Source organism: Halalkalibacter urbisdiaboli (assembly GCF_002156385.1).
Classification (GTDB): Bacteria; Bacillota; Bacilli; order Bacillales; family Bacillaceae_D; genus Halalkalibacter_A; species Halalkalibacter_A urbisdiaboli.
In genome coordinates, this window is record NZ_MVJM01000001.1 from 1,428,153 (window position 1) to 1,445,752 (window position 17,600).

Annotated in this window: 15 protein-coding genes and 1 riboswitch; of the genes, 4 read left to right on the top strand and 11 right to left on the bottom strand. The window is 38.6% G+C overall.

What is annotated here, in order from left to right:
• The first annotated feature begins 79 nt into the window (after positions 1-79).
• The 4 genes from glcT to mreBH all read left to right on the top strand — a co-directional run bounded on the left by glcT (position 80) and on the right by mreBH (position 4,640).
• A complete protein-coding gene (gene glcT, locus B1R93_RS07240; protein ID WP_088103220.1) occupies positions 80-910 on the top strand; it encodes a glucose PTS transporter transcription antiterminator GlcT in 831 nt (276 codons plus the stop codon).
• Between the two features lie 167 nt (positions 911-1,077).
• A complete protein-coding gene (gene ptsG, locus B1R93_RS07245) occupies positions 1,078-3,105 on the top strand; it encodes a glucose-specific PTS transporter subunit IIBC (RefSeq protein ID WP_088103221.1) in 2,028 nt (675 codons plus the stop codon).
• Between the two features lie 144 nt (positions 3,106-3,249).
• Entirely contained in the window at positions 3,250-3,378 is a 129-nt protein-coding gene (locus B1R93_RS07250) for a YflJ family protein (protein WP_088103222.1), read from the top strand.
• A 254-nt stretch (positions 3,379-3,632) separates the two neighbouring features.
• Entirely contained in the window at positions 3,633-4,640 is a 1,008-nt protein-coding gene (mreBH, locus tag B1R93_RS07255; RefSeq protein ID WP_088103223.1) for a rod-share determining protein MreBH, read from the top strand.
• A gap of 31 nt (positions 4,641-4,671) precedes the next feature.
• On the opposite strand, the gene B1R93_RS07260 is transcribed toward mreBH, so the two are convergent.
• The 11 genes from B1R93_RS07260 to B1R93_RS07310 form a co-directional block, all read right to left on the bottom strand.
• The gene (locus B1R93_RS07260) at positions 4,672-5,463 is read right to left on the bottom strand and encodes a carbon-nitrogen family hydrolase (protein ID WP_088103224.1); all 792 of its coding nucleotides are present in this window, start codon (positions 5,461-5,463) and stop codon (positions 4,672-4,674) included.
• A gap of 23 nt (positions 5,464-5,486) precedes the next feature.
• Positions 5,487-5,945 (bottom strand): DUF3052 domain-containing protein, encoded by a 459-nt coding sequence (locus tag B1R93_RS07265; protein WP_088103225.1) that lies wholly within the window; start codon positions 5,943-5,945, stop codon positions 5,487-5,489.
• 258 nt (positions 5,946-6,203) lie between these two features.
• Positions 6,204-7,601: a Glu/Leu/Phe/Val family dehydrogenase gene (locus B1R93_RS07270; protein WP_088103226.1), complete on the bottom strand. Its 1,398-nt coding sequence runs from the start codon at positions 7,599-7,601 to the stop codon at positions 6,204-6,206.
• A gap of 139 nt (positions 7,602-7,740) precedes the next feature.
• Positions 7,741-8,313 carry an energy-coupled thiamine transporter ThiT gene (gene thiT / locus B1R93_RS07275; protein WP_088103227.1) on the bottom strand — a complete coding sequence of 191 codons (573 nt, stop codon included), beginning with the start codon at positions 8,311-8,313 and terminating at the stop codon, positions 7,741-7,743.
• Between the two features lie 54 nt (positions 8,314-8,367).
• A riboswitch (TPP riboswitch) is annotated at positions 8,368-8,468 on the bottom strand.
• Positions 8,469-8,639: 171 nt separating this feature from the next.
• Positions 8,640-9,224 carry a Type 1 glutamine amidotransferase-like domain-containing protein gene (locus B1R93_RS07280; RefSeq protein WP_088103228.1) on the bottom strand — a complete coding sequence of 195 codons (585 nt, stop codon included), beginning with the start codon at positions 9,222-9,224 and terminating at the stop codon, positions 8,640-8,642.
• Between the two features lie 517 nt (positions 9,225-9,741).
• Positions 9,742-11,610, bottom strand: coding sequence for a PTS fructose transporter subunit IIABC (locus B1R93_RS07285; protein WP_088103229.1), 1,869 nt, complete (start codon positions 11,608-11,610; stop codon positions 9,742-9,744).
• Position 11,611: 1 nt separating this feature from the next.
• Complete coding sequence (gene pfkB / locus B1R93_RS07290; protein ID WP_088103230.1) at positions 11,612-12,535, bottom strand: 1-phosphofructokinase; 924 nt, start codon at positions 12,533-12,535, stop codon at positions 11,612-11,614.
• Positions 12,532-13,287, bottom strand: coding sequence for a DeoR/GlpR family DNA-binding transcription regulator (locus B1R93_RS07295; RefSeq protein WP_088103231.1), 756 nt, complete (start codon positions 13,285-13,287; stop codon positions 12,532-12,534). The genes pfkB and B1R93_RS07295 overlap by 4 nt, the downstream gene beginning before the upstream one ends.
• 193 nt (positions 13,288-13,480) lie before the next feature.
• Positions 13,481-15,367 (bottom strand): ABC-F family ATP-binding cassette domain-containing protein, encoded by a 1,887-nt coding sequence (locus tag B1R93_RS07300; RefSeq protein ID WP_088103232.1) that lies wholly within the window; start codon positions 15,365-15,367, stop codon positions 13,481-13,483.
• Between the two features lie 167 nt (positions 15,368-15,534).
• Positions 15,535-16,011, bottom strand: a complete 477-nt coding sequence (locus B1R93_RS07305; protein WP_088103233.1) for a glutathione peroxidase — start codon at positions 16,009-16,011, stop codon at positions 15,535-15,537.
• A gap of 255 nt (positions 16,012-16,266) precedes the next feature.
• Entirely contained in the window at positions 16,267-17,580 is a 1,314-nt protein-coding gene (locus tag B1R93_RS07310; protein WP_088103234.1) for a polysaccharide biosynthesis protein, read from the bottom strand.
• Positions 17,581-17,600 lie beyond the last annotated feature (20 nt).

A 17,600-nucleotide genomic window follows, 5' to 3' on the forward strand; every position in this document is an offset into this window, starting at 1 on the left:
AATCCCTTTTGTTGACGCTCGTTCTTTTTATCGCTATGATCAGAGCACTTAATCTAGATCCAGAGAGGAGGTGTCCTTTTTGCTGACCGTAAAAAAAATATTAAACAATAACGTTCTCGTTGCAACACATCCTGAATATCAAGAAGTCGTTCTTATAGGAAAAGGATTAGGATTTGGTCGAGTCCCTGGCGATGAGGTTACACCTGATACAGCTGAGAAATTTTTTGTTTTAAAAGAAGAGAAGGAACAGGAGCAGTATATCCAGCTTCTCCATTATATTGATGAGACGTTTATTGGTCTAATGAATGATGCTATCGTTAAAATCGAACAACGGTTTGATGTAAAGCTCCACGAGCATATCCATATTGCTCTAACCGACCACCTTTTTTATGCAGTTAAGCGAGTCAAACAAGGTTTAGATATTAAGAACCCTTTTCTCGCAGAAACAGAGCTTGCATACCCTAAGGAATACGATTTAGCATCTGAAATCATTCTCGATTTAAACGAAGCATTAGAAATTGACATCCCACCTGGCGAAATCGGTTTTGTCGCTCTTCATATTCATAGTGCCTTGACACGACGTTCGTTGCAAGAAGTAAATCGGCACACTCAGCTTATCGGTCAGCTCGTTCAAGTGATTGAGCAAGCGCTTGAACTCGTCATTCCAAAAAACGATGTGAATTATTTACGTTTAGTTCGTCATCTTCATCATGTAATTGAACGTATTCACAATGGGGGTTATATAGATAATCAAGATCCATTAAAGAACATCTTGCAAGCAGAATATCCTGTATGCTATAATCTCTCATGGAAACTGATTAAAATTATGCAACAAGCATTAAAGAAACCGGTTCCAGATGCTGAAGCTGTTTATTTAACGCTACATCTTCAACGTCTTTCAAAAAAATAACACACGTTTTTCTTTTCCGTGTTACTGGTGATGCAGGCATGAGAGGGAAGGAAGCGATTGCACAATGGTTAGTTACACTAGCCTTCTATTGTGTTGTCCTTCTTTTCCACTCATGCCTTTTTTTGTTGCATAATGATCAACTAACTAGATTTTACGGAGGTTTTAACATGTTTAAAAATTCATTTGGTGTTTTACAGCGTGTAGGAAAAGCACTTATGCTTCCAGTAGCTCTTTTGCCTGCCGCAGGGATTTTATTAGCATTTGGTGATGCCCTACAAAATCCCGATATTACAGCTGCGATTCCAGCACTAGAAGCAAACTGGGTCGTTTTACTAGCTAGTATTATGCAAAATGCAGGAGACATCGTCTTTGCTAATCTCCCATTATTATTTGCAGTTGGGGTTGCCATTGGGTTATCTGATGGTGATGGAGTTGCCGGATTAGCTGCCTTAATTGGGTTCTTAATTATGAATGTTACCATAGGGGTAACAGGTGGAATTACAGCAGATATGGTTAATGCTGATAATCCTGGCACACAATTAGTCCTTGGGATTCCAACACTTGGAACAGGTGTGTTTGGCGGGGTTATCGCCGGTTTACTCGGAGCATTAATGTATAAAAAATATTATAATATTGAACTTCCATCGTACCTAGGCTTTTTTGCAGGAAAACGCTTTGTACCAATCGCAACTGCATTTTTCGCTGTCTTTTTAGGAGTTATTTTACATTTTATTTGGCCTACAATCCAACTTGGAATGAATAACCTTTCATATATTATGGTTGATTCAAACCGTACACTCGCAGCATTTATCTTTGGTGTTATCGAGCGAGCATTAATTCCATTTGGCCTTCATCATATTTTTTATTCACCATTTTGGTTTGAGTTTGGCTCTTATACTACGACTGCCGGAAACGTCGTTCGTGGCGATCAACAAATTTTCTTTGCTCAAATTCGCGAAGGCGCAGAATTAACGGCTGGTACCTTTATGACTGGGAAGTTTCCGTTCATGATGTTTGGTCTACCCGCTGCGGCTCTTGCAATTTATCATTGTGCCCGACCAGAACAGAAGAAAGTCGTCGCAGGGATTATGGGGTCTGCAGCACTTACGTCATTCTTAACTGGTATTACAGAACCACTTGAATTTAGTTTCTTATTTGTTGCACCACTTTTATTTGGTGTTCATACGATTTTTGCAGGTCTTTCTTTTATGATTATGCACATTCTAGATGTAAAGATCGGTATGACCTTCTCAGGCGGTGTTATTGACTTTTTACTATACGGTGTACTGCCAGGAAGAACCGATTGGTGGCTTGTAATCCCAGTTGGTCTTGTCTTTGCCGTTATTTATTATTTCGGTTTCCGCTACGCTATTAAGAAGTTTAATCTAATGACACCTGGACGAGAAGAAGTTGTTGAACCAGAAGAACAAAGCGGCTCTACAGAGTCTTCAGAGCTACCTTATAAAGTTTTACAAGCATTAGGTGGCAAAGAAAACCTAACTAATCTTGACGCTTGTATCACTCGCCTTCGTGTAAGTGTAAAGGACGTTGGAAATGTTCAAAAAGATACGTTGAAAAAGCTAGGAGCCTCTGGTGTCATGCAGATGGGAAATAATATTCAAGCGATCTTCGGTCCGCGCTCAGACCAGATTAAAGGCCAAATTCAGGATATTATTAAAGGACGTACTCCTGCTCCTATTGAACAGGAGCGAACAAATAAACCTGCAGCTGATGGGGAAATAGATTTTGCTATCCCATTGGAAGGCGAACTATTACCATTATCCCAAGTCCCAGATCAAGTATTCTCAACGAAAATGATGGGCGATGGTTTTGCCATCGAACCGACAAATGGAATCGTCCTTTCGCCTGTCGCTGGAACGATCGTTAATTTATTCCCGACAAAGCATGCTCTTGGTATTGAAACAGACAACGGAAAAGAAATTCTTATCCATGTTGGCATAGATACTGTCCACTTAAAGGGGGAAGGCTTTGAATCTTTTGTTGAACAAGGTGATAAAGTAGAACAAGGGCAAGAACTCCTTCGCTTTGACTTAGACTTTATAAAAGAGAATGCGAAAGCTACAATCACGCCTGTTATTTTTACTAATTTAGCAGATAATGAATTGCTTCACCTTTCAAAAAAAGGTTCAGTTGCGGCTCGTGAAACGAATGTTGTTTCGATTCAAAAAAAATAAAAAAAAAATATACGTTCCCCTTTCATAGCCAAGTTTTTTCATGTTACAATCAGCACTGATTCCGACAATACAAAACGAGTGAGCCGCTTACGCTTGCTCGTTTTCCTTTTATTCGGGCACTATTTTTGAAAAGGAGGATGAAATATGCATATCGGAAGTAAAGGTTGGTATGTGGAAAAATTGAAGGAAAAAGGGATTCGTTACCTAGAAGGTAGAAAGATCGAACGCTATAAAACACATATTCTAGCTAATATGTATAACGAGAATAAGTAAATCTACTATTTATAGAGAGGTGTCTCATAAGGGGTCATTGACCTTTTGGGACAGCCTCTCTTTCTTTTGACATATCTTGATGTACCTAATTCTTTTCTAAGTGATTTACAGACACCGATTTACCTGCTTATCAGTTTGAAATTCTCCCATATTCCTCTACATTCTTACAAACAAGATAAGAGGAATGTCACTATTCTTCTTCTTAACAACTTGATACACTTTACAACTAGACAGGAAGAAAGGTTGTTGAAAGTATGTGGAGTACCATTGATATCGGTATTGATTTAGGAACTGCAAATTTAATTGTTTACAGTAAGGAAAAAGGAATCATATTAAACGAGCCATCCGTTGTAGCGATAAATACAGAAACAAATAATGTATTAGCAGTAGGAATTGACGCAAAAAGAATGATCGGGAAAACACCAACAAATATTGTTGCGATTCGCCCACTTCGTGATGGTGTCATTGCGGACTTTGATATTACAGCTAGAATGATTAAAGAAGTTATGAAAAAGGCGAGCAAAAAACTCGGACTATCTCTTCGAAAACCAAATGTCATTGTTTGTGCACCATCTGGTTCTACCTCTGTGGAAAGACGGGCAATATTGGATGCTGTGAGAATGTGCGGAGCGAAACAAGTTCATCTTATTGAAGAACCTGTCGCTGCTGCTATCGGCGCTAATTTACCTGTTGAGGAACCGACAGCTAACGTCATTGTTGATATTGGTGGAGGAACAACAGAAGTTGCGATTATCTCATTTGGAGGTGTAGTCACTTCGAACTCGCTTCGCATAGGTGGAGATAAGATTGACGAGATGATTATCCAGCATGTAAGAAAGAGTTATAATGTTTTAATTGGAGAACGAACAGCTGAGCAACTTAAGTTTGAAATTGGACATGCTCCTACTCGTCACGAAGAACTAACAACAGAAATACGAGGCCGTGATTTAGTTAATGGCTTGCCAAAAAATATTTCATTAACCTCTTCGGAGCTCCAATTGGCTTTGAAGGAAGTGTTTTTACAAATTCTTGAAGCGATACGTTTAACCTTAGAAAGTTGCCCCCCAGAGCTAAGTGGAGATATCGTTGACCGTGGGGTTATTTTAACTGGAGGTGGCGCATTATTAAACGGGATTCAGGATTGGTTAACAGAAGAGCTTTCTGTTCCCGTCCATCTCGCTCCAAGTCCACTAGAATCCGTCGCAATAGGCACTGGTAAATCATTACGGTTTATTGATAGGTTACAAAAAATATCGGGATAAAACAAAGGATGCGAAATTTCGCATCCTTTGTTTACTTATATAAATGTGGAACTCTACTCTTAAAAACAGGAACATCCTCACGAATTTTTTCAACTTGACTCAAATCCAAGGATGCTACAACACTCTCTTCAGCAGATTGTGAGCCTTTAGCTAGCACTTCTCCCCAAGGGTTTGTCATCATCGAGCGTCCCGCAAACTCTACTCCGTCGTAAGTACCAACGCGATTACAGGAAACCGTATAAAATTGGTTCTCTATCGCACGTGCTTGCTGCAGAATTTCCCAGTGGGTCGCACGCGCCTCGGGCCATTCTGCTAAGATAAAAAGCACCTCAGCCCCTTCAAGTGCTAACTGACGAGCTAATTCAGGAAAGCGCAAATCATAACAAATAACAGCTCCCATTTTATGACCATCCAACTCAAAAGTAGTTACTTTCTCTTGACCTCCTGTTAAGAAAAGGTGCTCATCAAGCATGGGTACCAGGTGAATTTTATCATACTTATAGACAAGCTCCCCTTTCCGATTATACACAAGTGCTCGGTTAAAGATCGTTGATTTTTCCCGCTTAGCAATCGAACCCGCAACCATATTCACTTCGTAGGTTTTTGCTAATTGACTTAAAAAATCCTCTATCTCGTCCCCCTCAGCTTTGAGCAAGACATTAAGTTCACTTAATGTATACGCAGTTGTCCACATTTCTGGTAGAACTAGAATGTCCGGCTTTTCATTTGAATGGCAAATCGTTTCGACCCATTTTTCGACCTTTTCTTTATTAGCTTCGGGGTCTCCGGGAACGATATTCATTTGGTACATGGCCACAATCATAAAAAAGATTCTCCTTTAATTGATTATTCAGATTGATGTTTAGTTCTTGCTTTACCTGCATCAGTTGCAGCAAATTTCCTCGTCATTTTCTTAATATGCTCTACTTTACGAAAGCGAAGAGCTGACCAGTCTTCATCAATGGCAACCTGCCTAACCGGCTCATACCCAAAGTCTGCTAATAAGGGGGCAACCGTATCACGGCTACAATCAGAGCCTTTATACACCTTTGATGACTTCTTTGGGTAACAAAGCCAAAGCAAACCATCATTTTCAAGTACATCTATCACATTCTTTGCATCCTCTTGTAACGACTCAATTGATATTCCAAACACTTGGATAAATGGATAGCTATCTATTTGAATCGATTGATGAACCTCAGCCTCAAATGCCGAAATCACTTCTTCATATTCTTTCGGAGCTTGAACAATTAAAATCGGTTTAGAAGGTTCCTTTAATTGAAGCTTTTTAATAACCGGATTCATACTATTCCCTTCTTCCTCAAATTCTTGTTTCATTATACTATTTTTGGTAAGTAAGAGAAAGAGAATGAACAAAAGGGGACCCTTTCTGTCCATTCTCTCTTAAAAACATTTGGCTCCCAGGTACAGGGAGTGTCTTTCATGCTCCCTAGACCGGGGAGCTTTGTGTTCATGCTCCCTAGACCGGGGAGCTTCGAGTTCATGCTCCCAAGATCGGGGAGCTTCGAGTTCATGCTCCCAAGATCGGGGAGCATGAACTCTCTAATAAAGTTTGCCGTGTCTGTATAGGAGGCTCGTTAGTCTCTCCAATGAAAGGGCGAAGCACGTAAAGCGCATTGTTTTTTCGACGGACGAGAAATACGTATCATAGACCGCTTTTAATGTTTGGATCATCTGCTTCGACATGTCTGTCAGAATTTCATCCTCAGTATACAATTCTGTTACTCGACTTTGCTTCCACTCTAAATAAGAAACAATCACACCACCAGCATTCGCAAGAATATCTGGAACAACAATTTTCCCCACCTTCTCAAAATACTGGTCCGCTTCCAGTGAAATTGGGGCATTTGCGCCTTCTACTAATATTCTAGCCTGTACTTCCTTCATATTTTCTTCAAGAATTTGATTTTCAACAGCCGCTAAAATTAAGACATCAGTCTCAATTGTTAACACAGCTTTAACAGGCTTCACTTCTGCATCAATTCCTGCAGCTACTAATTCATCACGATTCGCAGGTAAGTCACGACCTTTTCTTGTAAATTCAATAAGTTTCTCAATATTTAAACCGTCGTGGTTATAAAGTGTTGTGAACCGATCAGAAACAGCAACAACTTTATGCTTAATCGGGCTATATTTATATGCTTCTAATGCCGCTACACTCCCTACGTTACCAAAGCCTTGAACCGCAACTCGGATTGCGTTCCCCTGTTTTTCCTGTTCACGTAAATCTTGTACCGTTTCCCACTGGGACTCCCGATTTACTTCCTGACCTTTGGCATGTTCACCTAGCCACTCATTTAACAACCAAGCATAACTTAGAAAGGTTCCCTTACCCGTTGCTTCTCTTCTCCCCTTTGCCCCGCCGTTATCAACACTCTTCCCAGTAAATGAACCTAAATAAGCTTGTCCTGGATGTATCGTTTTATATTCACCTACCATCCAATCAACGATTTTTTCATTTGTACCGAGGTCCGGCGCTGGGATATCATGATTCGGGCCGATATCTCTTGCAAAACGTTGTACATATTTTTTACTAATTAAATTTAGTTCCTTTTCAGAAAATTTTCTCGGGTCAACATGAACGCCCCCTTTTGCTCCTCCAAAAGGTAGTCGATGTAAGGCATTTTTTAATGTCATTAATATGGCCAAGTTTTCTACCTCTTCTTCGTTGACAAACTCACTAAAGCGAATGCCCCCTTTATAAAAGCCACTAATATTATTATGTTGAACCCGATAAGCAGGGATTCTCATTAAGCCATTATTTTCAGTTGATACCCTTATGTAACTTTTTATGACCTTATCAGTTGTTTTCAAGATTTCCTTTGCCGAGGCACAAACATAACGTCGTTTTTGATCATCCTCTATCTCAAGAAAACCCTGTCTTTGAGATAACTCTTCCATTACATTCTCAATTAACTGTCTTGTTTCTTCGCTTTGCACGCTACATCCCTCCTAGAAATACTTTCATTCATTCCCACTTGGTGAATTAACTCGGATGTTAACGATTCTACAATGAGCATAACATGTTTTAAAATCATGAAAAAGAGATGTCATGAAAGTTCATAACATCTCTTTCCAATTAAGCTGCTGAAGACGATTGAGGATTTTTCTTTGATCCAATAAAAAACTGCGGGTATGATCTAGCCAATAGTATTAAAACTCCTAATGTTATCAGCATTTCTGGAATTAAATAGGATAGATTATAAAAAACAGAATAAACCTTTGGATTCATACCATCAGGTGCGTATTCACCAAACCAAATAACACCTGATGCATAATGACTAAAAAAGCGAAGCACTGTTGCGACTAGTAAACCGGTTATTAACGAACCTATTTTAGGTGCAAGACCTTTTGCAGAAGCAAACAAACCCGCAAAGCCTAATAGCATGTAAGGGAGCGGATAATCTAATATTAACTGAACTGGGTGGACAACATACCCTCCCGTTATTAATTTCAACAAACCAACTAGTAAACCCGTTACAAGACCTACCTTCCAGCCTCTACGAAATGCAATAACGAAAATAGGAACCATAACAAGGGAAATCGAGCCTCCCATCGCCCATAAAGCACCGAACTCTACATAGCTTAAGACAAGTGCAAGACCTGCCATAACAGCTACTTCAATCATTGTAATTAACCGTTCACGTTTCATGTAAATCTCTCCTTTTGTTTCCACAAGAAGGAGCCACTTCAAATAGGCGAAAGTCTTAGACAATCACCACTTCCCTCCGCTAGTATGAACTAGATCAGGTTCTAAGAGTTGAGGACCATCCTCTCTCAGTCAAAATGACACCTCTAGTGGTTTTTCATCCTTAGTCTAACACATTCATTACGAATGGAGAAAAATTAAATGAATTTATACGGGCTAAAAGAAGTTTTGCTAATGCCCTCTAGTTGGTTAGAATAATGGTTGATTAAAGACATCTCAAAAACCCCTCCCTTTATATTCTTTTATACTAATACTGCCATCTATCTCAACTAAACAATTTCGTATTTATAGTCATTAATTCTAATGATATTGTATTGATTCTTTTCTAAATACTCTTTAATTAATCCTTCACTCTTCGTGTATCTATTGCTATGTGGTAGTATAACGCCATCAATTAATCCTATTCCTTCTAAATCAACAAGGTTTATTGTATTCCATTCAGGATGTAACAGTTGTGCATGGCTTATAGACTTGCCTAAAACAGCTGCTCCAGAACTGTGACCAACAATAAAATGCCCTTTTTCTCGTAACTCTCTAATAATTTCAATAGCACCATTACCTCTTAATTGTCCTAAAAGAAAAAATGGGTCTCCACCAAAAATACATACAATAGGATATTCTCTAAGTTTACTTGGATCATCTACCTCTATGTCTATAAAATCCACTATTTTGAAACCAGCTTTATTAAATAAATTTTTAGTTTTGTCTTGATGGAAAGCTCTATCACTTTTTCTAATGGCTGTTGTTATAAAACATATCTTTTTTTGAATTTTATGGTCTTTTATAACCTTCAATAACTCTATAAAAACATCGTCCTCGTACAATCCATTAGAAGTTAAAAATAAGGGCAACATTGAACCATCTCCATTTATTTATTAGTAATGCGTTTCCATATTAGTCACAATCTCTATAACGATATTAACATAAATATCCAATTCAAAAACATCTCCTAAACAGTTCTTTAGGAGATGTTTTTAATCAAACTTTGTTTTAAATAATCGATTTCTATTTTACTATCTTTAATTCATTTTTACGCTATCAACTCGAATATCTCCATCTTTAAATACAAGGTAAAGATTCTTCGTTCCTGATGTCCTTGTAATAGTAGTAGTAACATCAGTTTATCCTAGTTCTTTTGCTGTTTGATTATCCCCAATATCGCTTTCGATTGGAGATGTTTCACTTTTCTGAACCGTCATAAGATCTACATACAAACCTTAAAGAAGTCATTTAATGAAAAAAGAGTGACTAAAAAGGTTTCCCCCTTATTTAGTCACTCCTTGAAACAAATTCCCTTTTTGTGCCATCTAAGCAACGCGTGGAGCCATTGCTGCTTCCTAGAGTGACTTCAAGCGGTTTTTCAGTGGCTTCCTAAACCGTCTTTTTCTTCCAAACTCCAAGCATAACAGCTGTAATAACAGCACCAATTAGAATCGCCAGTAAATACATTAAGAAACTTCCTTCAACAAAAAATGCAGCGAATATACCACCATGAGGTGCAGGTAATCCGATACCGAACATGGCCGTTAAAGCTCCTGCAACTGCCGAACCGACGATAATTGATGGAATAACACGGCCAGGATCTGCCGCCGCAAATGGGATTGCCCCTTCTGTAATAAAGGAAAGCCCTAACACGTAGTTTGTTTTTCCAGCTTCACGTTCTTGCTTTGTGAACTTACGACTAAAGAACGTTGTTGCAAGTGCAATTCCTAGTGGTGGAACCATTCCTCCAGCCATGACAGCTGCATGCGGACCAAGATTTCCAGCATCGATCATCGCAATACCGAATGTAAAGGCAGCCTTATTAATTGGACCACCCATATCTACAGCCATCATCCCACCTAATATTAAACCAAGAAGGATCATATTTGCCGTTCCCATGCCACTTAGCCAGTTTTGCATTCCTGTATTTAAAGCAGAAAGCGGACCGATTAAATAGTACATAATTATACCAGTTAAGAATATATTGAGAACCGGATAGAAAAGAATGGTTTTAATTCCTTCAAGTGTCTGTGGTAAGCCTGCTAGAACCTGTTTTACAAGTAGAGCTAAGTAACCAGCTAAGAAACCTGCGATTAACCCACCTAAGAAACCTGCTCCACCCGTAGCTGCCATAAAACCACCAATCATACCAGCAGCAAAGCCTGGACGGTCAGCAATACTCATCGCGATAAAACCAGCTAAAACTGGAATCATTAATCCGAAAGCATTTCCACCACCAATGGTCATTAACGCTTCAGCAAACGGATGATAATCTGGGCTATTTGGGTCAAATGCCTCAATACCAAAAATAAATGAAATCGCAATTAAAATCCCGCCCCCAACAACGAATGGAAGCATGTTTGATACACCGTTCATTAGATGCTTATAAAAGCCTTTACGATTCCCTGTCGAGCCTTCCTCTCTTTTGCCTTGCCCATCTCCTTTATAGATAGGAGCCTTGCCTTCAAGAGCTTGATTAATAAGTTCCTGTGGGCGACGAATGCCATCTGTGACCCCTACTTGAATAACAGGCTTCCCTGAGAAGCGGTCCATTTCAATTTTCGTATCGGCTGCAACAATGATTGCATCGGCCTTTTCAATTTCATCAGCTGTTAAACGATTCTTTATTCCACCAGAACCATTTGTCTCAACTTTAATTCCTACACCTAGCTTTTTCGCATGTTCTTTAAGAGCATCAGCAGCCATATACGTATGAGCAATTCCCGTTGGACAGCCAGTAACAGCAAGTAAGCGTAGCCCATCATTCGGTGCTGATAGATCAGGTTGTGGCTCTTCTCCTTCTTCAAGCTCTTTTTGATCAATTGCAGATAAAATGTCATCCTCTGTACGCACTTCCATTAATTTCCTTCTGAAGTTTTCATCCATAAGGAACGTAGATAAACGAGACAATGTTTCTAAATGCTCATTATTGGCTCCCTCTGATGCAGCGATCATAAAGAATAGGAAACTCGGTTGATTGTCTAACGCCTGATATTCAACCCCTTTTTGTGAGCGTCCAAATGCAATCGCTGGTGTTTTAACAGCTGCTGTTTTTGCATGAGGAATCGCAATGCCCTCTCCTATTCCTGTTGTGCTTTGTTCTTCTCTTTTTAAAATAGCTTCCTTATAAGCATTACGGTCATTTAACCTACCAGCTTTGTCTAATTTATCGACAAGCTCATCAATGACTGCTTCTTTTTCCGTTGCCTTTAAGTCTAAAAGCATCGTATCGCGTTTAAGCAATTCTGATATTCTCATCTTAATCACCCTTTCTTAAAGTTGTTATTTCTATTTCTTTTGTTAAAGCTAACACTTCTTCCCTCCGACAAAACTCAGATGAGAAAGCAGTAGCACTACCTGTCGCTACAGCAAATTTAAAGGATTCTTCTAAAGAAAGACCTTCAAGCTTTGCCGTTATGAAACCAGCAACTGTGGAATCTCCAGCTCCAACTGAATTACGAACGACCCCTTTGGGCGTATTCGCAAATAATAATGCTTCCTTTGTCCCTAAAATAGCCCCAGCACCCGCAAAAGAGACGAGAACATATTCAATACCTAAATCAACAAGCTGTTGAACATGGGGGATAGCATCCTCAGGTTTTTCAAAACTTACTTGAAAAAGCTCTTCCAATTCATGCTGATTCGGTTTAATAAACGTTGGTTTAACATCGATGGCTTTTTTTAGTGGTAGCCCACTCGTATCAATGAATACCTCTGCCCCTCTAGCCTTAACATCGACAATCCATTCATTGTAAATATCTTCTTTAAGACTATTAGGTACACTACCGGCTAAAACAAGAATGTCATCAGCTGAAAGTTGGTTAATTTGGGCAGTTAATGTTTGAATATCTTGTTCTTGAATAGATGGAGAGCTACCATTTATCTCGGTCTCATCTTCACTTTTCATCTTGACGTTAATTCTCGTATCACCTTTCACCTGAATAAAGCGTGTTAAAATACCCTCTGCTTCAATCGTATTTTTTACATATTCACCTGTAAATCCACCGATAAAACCTAATGCTTGGCTTTGATGTCCCAAACGTTTTAATACCCTTGAAACATTAATTCCTTTACCACCAGGAGCTTTATTTTCGTATGTTGAGCGATTTACATGACCAAGCTGTAATTTATCAACATGGATAAAGTAATCTACAGCAGGATTTAAGGTCACGGTATAAATCATACTTGAACCACCTCAATTGTTGTTTTAGCTCTTAGCTTATTTAAATAGTCTTGTTCAACCTTCTCACTCGTGATTATCGTAGCTTCTAACAATTTGGCAAACTTCGAGAAAGAGGTTTCACCAAATTTAGTATGATCCGCTAAGATATAGCTCTCCCTTGCGTATTTCATTGCCATTTCCTTAATAAATGCTTCCTGAGAATCAGGCGTCGTAAATCCGTCCTCAATACTAACGCCATTTGTCCCGATAAATGCTTTATCAAAGCGGAACGTCTCCAACGTTTGCAAAGCACCTCTACCGACAAAAGCTCTCGTACCAGACTTGACGTAGCCTCCAATTACATGTGTTTCAATTTCAGCATCTAGTAATTTTGAAATATTCATCAAACCATTCGTTACAACAACAATATTTTTCCCCTTAAGGTAAGGAATTATTTCAATTGTCGTCGTACCTGCATCAAGAAATAAACAATCTCCATCATCGACCATTTGTGCAGCTTTTTCAGCAATTTTTAATTTTTCTTGATTGTTTTTGACTGTTTTTTCTGCTACGGTTGGTTCTTCTAGCTTTTTCTTCAGTAATGTCGCACCGCCATGAATACGCTTTAACTTCCTTGCAGTCTCTAGATCTGTTAAATCGCGACGAATTGTTGATTCTGAAGCACCGGTAGCTTCTACAATCTCTTGAATTTTTATTATTGACTTTTCCTTTAATAGCGAAAGAATACGCTCTTGACGCTCAAAAGTAAGCAAGTAAAACACCTCTTATCTTTCTTAAAATTTAGTATACAATCAGTTTCAATCACAATCAATCAATTTCTATCATCTTTATGAAATTTTCTTTATCCTTTTTATAACAGATCTCTACATAACAAAAAAAGATTAAGCTAAGACACGGCTTAATCTTTTTTTGTTATGTCTTCTCATATCGATTTGTCTATAACAATTAACTCTCCATTTCCTCAACTAAAAGCGACAGCTCCTCCCAACGTTCCATCGTTTTTTCTAGTTCATCGTTCAGCTTCTGCTGCTCCTTCATTAAATCCTGTATCTTACCAAAGTCACTTCCCGCACTACTAATATCCTCTTCAATTTTTACGAGCTTCTCTTCAAGCTCCGTAATATGGTCTTCAATCCCTTCCCATTCCTTTTGATCACGATACGATAGTTTTTTTCTTGGTCCTTTTTTGACCTGTTCCTTTTCTACTTTTTCAGTAGCTGAACGCATCGCCGCTTCCTGCCTCTTTTTCTCCAAATAGTCACTATAATGACCTTGAAAACGCTCAACTACACCATTTCCTTCAAACGTGAGCAAATGATCGACGACACGATCTAAAAAGTATCGATCATGGGAAACCGTTACAACAACACCTGGAAATTGCTCTAAATAATCCTCTAACACCGTTAATGTTTGCGTATCTAAGTCATTGGTTGGCTCATCCAAAAACAAAACATTTGGTTCTGTCATTAAAACACGCAATAAATACAGCCGGCGACGTTCTCCACCAGAGAGTCGGCGAATATAAGTCCACTGCATGGAGCGTGGGAACAAAAAGCGTTCAAGCATCTGCTCAGCTGTTATTACTTGATGATCAATAGTATGTACAACTTCAGCCACTTCTTTTATATATTCCACTACACGTAAGTCACCATTAATCTCTTCATCCTCTTGCGTATAGTAACCAATCTTTACGGTTTCCCCAATTTTCACATACCCTTCCGATACAGGAACTCGACCCGCTAAAATATTTAATAGCGTTGTTTTGCCACTTCCATTTGGACCAATGATTCCGAGTCTTTCCCCAGGTACAATTAAATAATCCAATTGATTAATTAATGTTTTTTCATTATACCGTTTTGTTACACCTTGTAACTCAATCACATCATTCCCTAATCGTTTCGATCCGATAGCGAAGTCAAAATCGCGTACAATTGTCTCAGTCTTGTCTTCCTTAAGAGCTTCAACCCGTTGGATTCGTGCTTTTTGCTTAGTTGTCCTTGCCTTTGCTCCCCTCTGAAGCCAAGCTAATTCTCGTCTTAATAAATTTTGACGTTTGCTCTCTTGCAGTGATTCTTGTTCCTCTCGTTCCGCCTTTTTTTCAAGATAGGTTTGGTAATTCCCTTCGTATTGATACAGATTGCCACGGTCAAGCTCAAACATTTGGTTCGTAATACGATTTAAAAAATAGCGATCATGAGTGATTACCATTAACGAGCCTGTATATTGTGCAAGAAACCCCTCTAGCCATTCTATCGTTTCGTTATCAAGGTGGTTTGTTGGTTCATCTAATAAAAGTAAATCTGCTGGTTGAATTAATGCTTTAGCAATAGCAACTCGCTTCTTTTGTCCACCCGATAAGGTGTCAATCTTTGCTGTGAAATTTGTAATTCCTAATTTCGTCAACACGGTTTTCGCCAACGTATTCGCTTCCCACGCCTCTACCTGATCCATCTCCTGCTGATAGCGTAGAAACTGTTTTTGTAGCTCTTCATTATTAGGTTGCTGTTCTAAAGTAATCATTGCTTGCTCATACGCTCTCATCGTGCGCATAATTTGTGAATCGCCATAATATATTTGTTCAAGAACAGTGAGCTGCTCGTCTAATTGCGGCTGCTGCGGTAAATACTCTACGTGAAAATCATTAGCATGTATTAATTTCCCGTTATCTGCTCCTTCAATCCCTGCTAATACCTTTAATAAAGTTGATTTACCCGTACCATTTATTCCGATAACCCCAATCCTTTGTTTAGGTTCAATCGTAAATGACAATTGATTAAATAATGTTTTATCACCATACGTCTTTGTTAACTTTTCAACTATTAATATACTCATTGCTACTTCCGCCCTTTTTGTATTATGTACTTCCTCTATTGTATAGCATGCGACAATGTTATCAAAACAAAAAAGACAGGCTCTTAAGCTGTCTTTTGGATAATAAGGCGTTTTCTCATATCAATTCGATGTTTGAACAGGAGCATTAACTCTTTATGTCGTTATCTTTATCTTAGTAGGGCAACGATATCATCTTCAATTTTTTCAGGAGAGATATTCGGTCCAAACCGTTTCACTACATTCCCTTGCCGATCAACTAAAAATTTTGTGAAATTCCACTTGATTTCATTACTTAACAAGCCCTTTTGTTCTTGTTTTAAATATTGATACAGGGGATGAGCATCAGAACCGTTCACCTTAATCTTAGAAAAAAGAGGGAAAGTGACTCCAAAGTTAATCTTACACGTTTCTTGCATCTCATTATTGCCAACGGGTTCCTGTTTCATAAATTGATTACACGGAAACCCTAATATTGAAAAGCCTTCCACTTTATAAGATTGGTATAGCCGCTCCAACCCTTCAAATTGAGGAGCTAGTCCACATTTTGTAGCTGTGTTAACAATAAGGAGCACTTGTCCTTTGTATACCGATAATGAGACTTCTTCCCCTTTTGGTGTTTTTACCGTGAAATCATGTATAGACATTTAAACCTCTCCTCTATCAACTTTTCTATATTATATATTATGTTCGAACACGTCTTGCAAAATCAACAAAACGAAAAGTACAATTCATCGTAGTAAGGCTGGAACCTTTTCCATGTTAGTGTTCAAACAATCTTATATATAAGTTGTCAACTGTTTAAACATGTGAACGGACTCGACCTTTATCGAATCACAATGGACATCAAAAAGGGTATTCTAAGAAGCTTATTTCTTAGAATACCCAATCGTTGATTTTTTTTATTTCCTTTGTAAAAAGATATTCAGCCCGATTTTTTCACAAATCGTAAAATAATGCATTAAGGTTAATAAAACGGCCCCCATATTCATTCCGAGGATAATTCCATCCATTTGCATACTTGGCATGGAACCAAGAAAGAACATTAAGATAAATGAAAGCGTTGTGGCCCATAATGAATGTAAAAATGCATCTTTTACAAGACCAAGACCAATAAGATACGCCTGCATTGGAATGACAAAGTAATGAAACAAGAAATAAGGAACTAGAATTTTTAAATAGCCTGCTGCCGGAGAATCCTCAAAAAACAGGCTCGTTAAAGGTTCAGCAAATAAGTAAAATACAACCATTACTGGTATACCATATGCAGCTGTTATTAGCATCACTTGTCTAAGTAGCTTAGTGAGCTTTTCAATTTCTCGTTTCGAATATGCCTCTGAAACTGTTGGAATCAAAACGATCAGCAGAGAATGAGCAATAAATGCTGGGAAAAAACCGATTGTAAAGGCAACACCAGCAAGCTTTCCATACTGTACCATCGCTGCCGTTTCAAGAACTCCAGCCCGCATTAATGCCTCTTTAATGAGAAATGGTTTAATTGCAAAAGAGGCCGCATGAAAAATTCTTAACCCTGTTGAAGGGAGCGAGACTTCTAATAGTGATTTCCGTACTTTTTTACCGTCTAACGTTGCACGTGGCTGCTGTTTTAATACTCTCATTTGAACGATAAACGTAATCATTAAATAAGCAAGTACAACCATTTCTGTCGCCACTAACGTACATAGAGAGATAAAAATGGCAATGTTCAACTCAAATGAGAAAAGCATGAACACTCCAACAAGAAAGACGAGTTGTACAGCTCTTCTCAAAAAGTTAGCAATTGCAATCTTTCGCATATTTTGAGCTCCCATGAAATAGCCTCTAGCAACAGAGGAATAGGCTATCGTTGGGATTAAAACGACTAGGAGCCAGTGAACCCATGGATGGTAATTATCGAAAACCGGAATAAGTGGAAATACTAATAAAGCAATCATAATAAATACGATGGCACAAAGTGTCGCAAAGCGAAGTGCATGTACCAGCATACTTCTGTGATAAATCTCATCCTTTTCAGCTACAAATTTAGATATTGATATCGGAAGCTCGATACTTGCAATAACAACAACAAAAATAATAGTGGGGAGAATTGACATATACAACCCAAGCCCCTCTTCTCCTAGCTCTCTAGCAAGCACCATATTGATTAAAAATTCTAAGCATTCTCCAACAAATGCTGCAACTATTAATAGTAAGGCTCCGCGAAAAAATCGATTCATGTCCTCTCTCCCTCTCCAAA

Excerpts from the sequence above, each read along its gene's own strand:
- pfkB (WP_088103230.1), bottom strand. The coding sequence starts at position 12,535 with ATGATTTATACCGTGACCTTAAATCCTGCTGTAGATTACTTTATCCAT.
- B1R93_RS07300 (WP_088103232.1), bottom strand. The coding sequence starts at position 15,367 with ATGAGTATATTAATAGTTGAAAAGTTAACAAAGACGTATGGTGATAAA.
- B1R93_RS07265 (WP_088103225.1), bottom strand. The coding sequence starts at position 5,945 with ATGAATCCGGTTATTAAAAAGCTTCAATTAAAGGAACCTTCTAAACCG.
- mreBH (WP_088103223.1), top strand. The coding sequence starts at position 3,633 with ATGTGGAGTACCATTGATATCGGTATTGATTTAGGAACTGCAAATTTA.
- ptsG (WP_088103221.1), top strand. The coding sequence starts at position 1,078 with ATGTTTAAAAATTCATTTGGTGTTTTACAGCGTGTAGGAAAAGCACTT.
- B1R93_RS07285 (WP_088103229.1), bottom strand. The coding sequence starts at position 11,610 with ATGAGAATATCAGAATTGCTTAAACGCGATACGATGCTTTTAGACTTA.
- B1R93_RS07305 (WP_088103233.1), bottom strand. The coding sequence starts at position 16,011 with ATGTCTATACATGATTTCACGGTAAAAACACCAAAAGGGGAAGAAGTC.
- B1R93_RS07260 (WP_088103224.1), bottom strand. The coding sequence starts at position 5,463 with ATGATTGTGGCCATGTACCAAATGAATATCGTTCCCGGAGACCCCGAA.
- thiT (WP_088103227.1), bottom strand. The coding sequence starts at position 8,313 with ATGAAACGTGAACGGTTAATTACAATGATTGAAGTAGCTGTTATGGCA.
- B1R93_RS07310 (WP_088103234.1), bottom strand. The coding sequence starts at position 17,580 with ATGAATCGATTTTTTCGCGGAGCCTTACTATTAATAGTTGCAGCATTT.
- B1R93_RS07280 (WP_088103228.1), bottom strand. The coding sequence starts at position 9,224 with ATGTTGCCCTTATTTTTAACTTCTAATGGATTGTACGAGGACGATGTT.
- B1R93_RS07250 (WP_088103222.1), top strand. The coding sequence starts at position 3,250 with ATGCATATCGGAAGTAAAGGTTGGTATGTGGAAAAATTGAAGGAAAAA.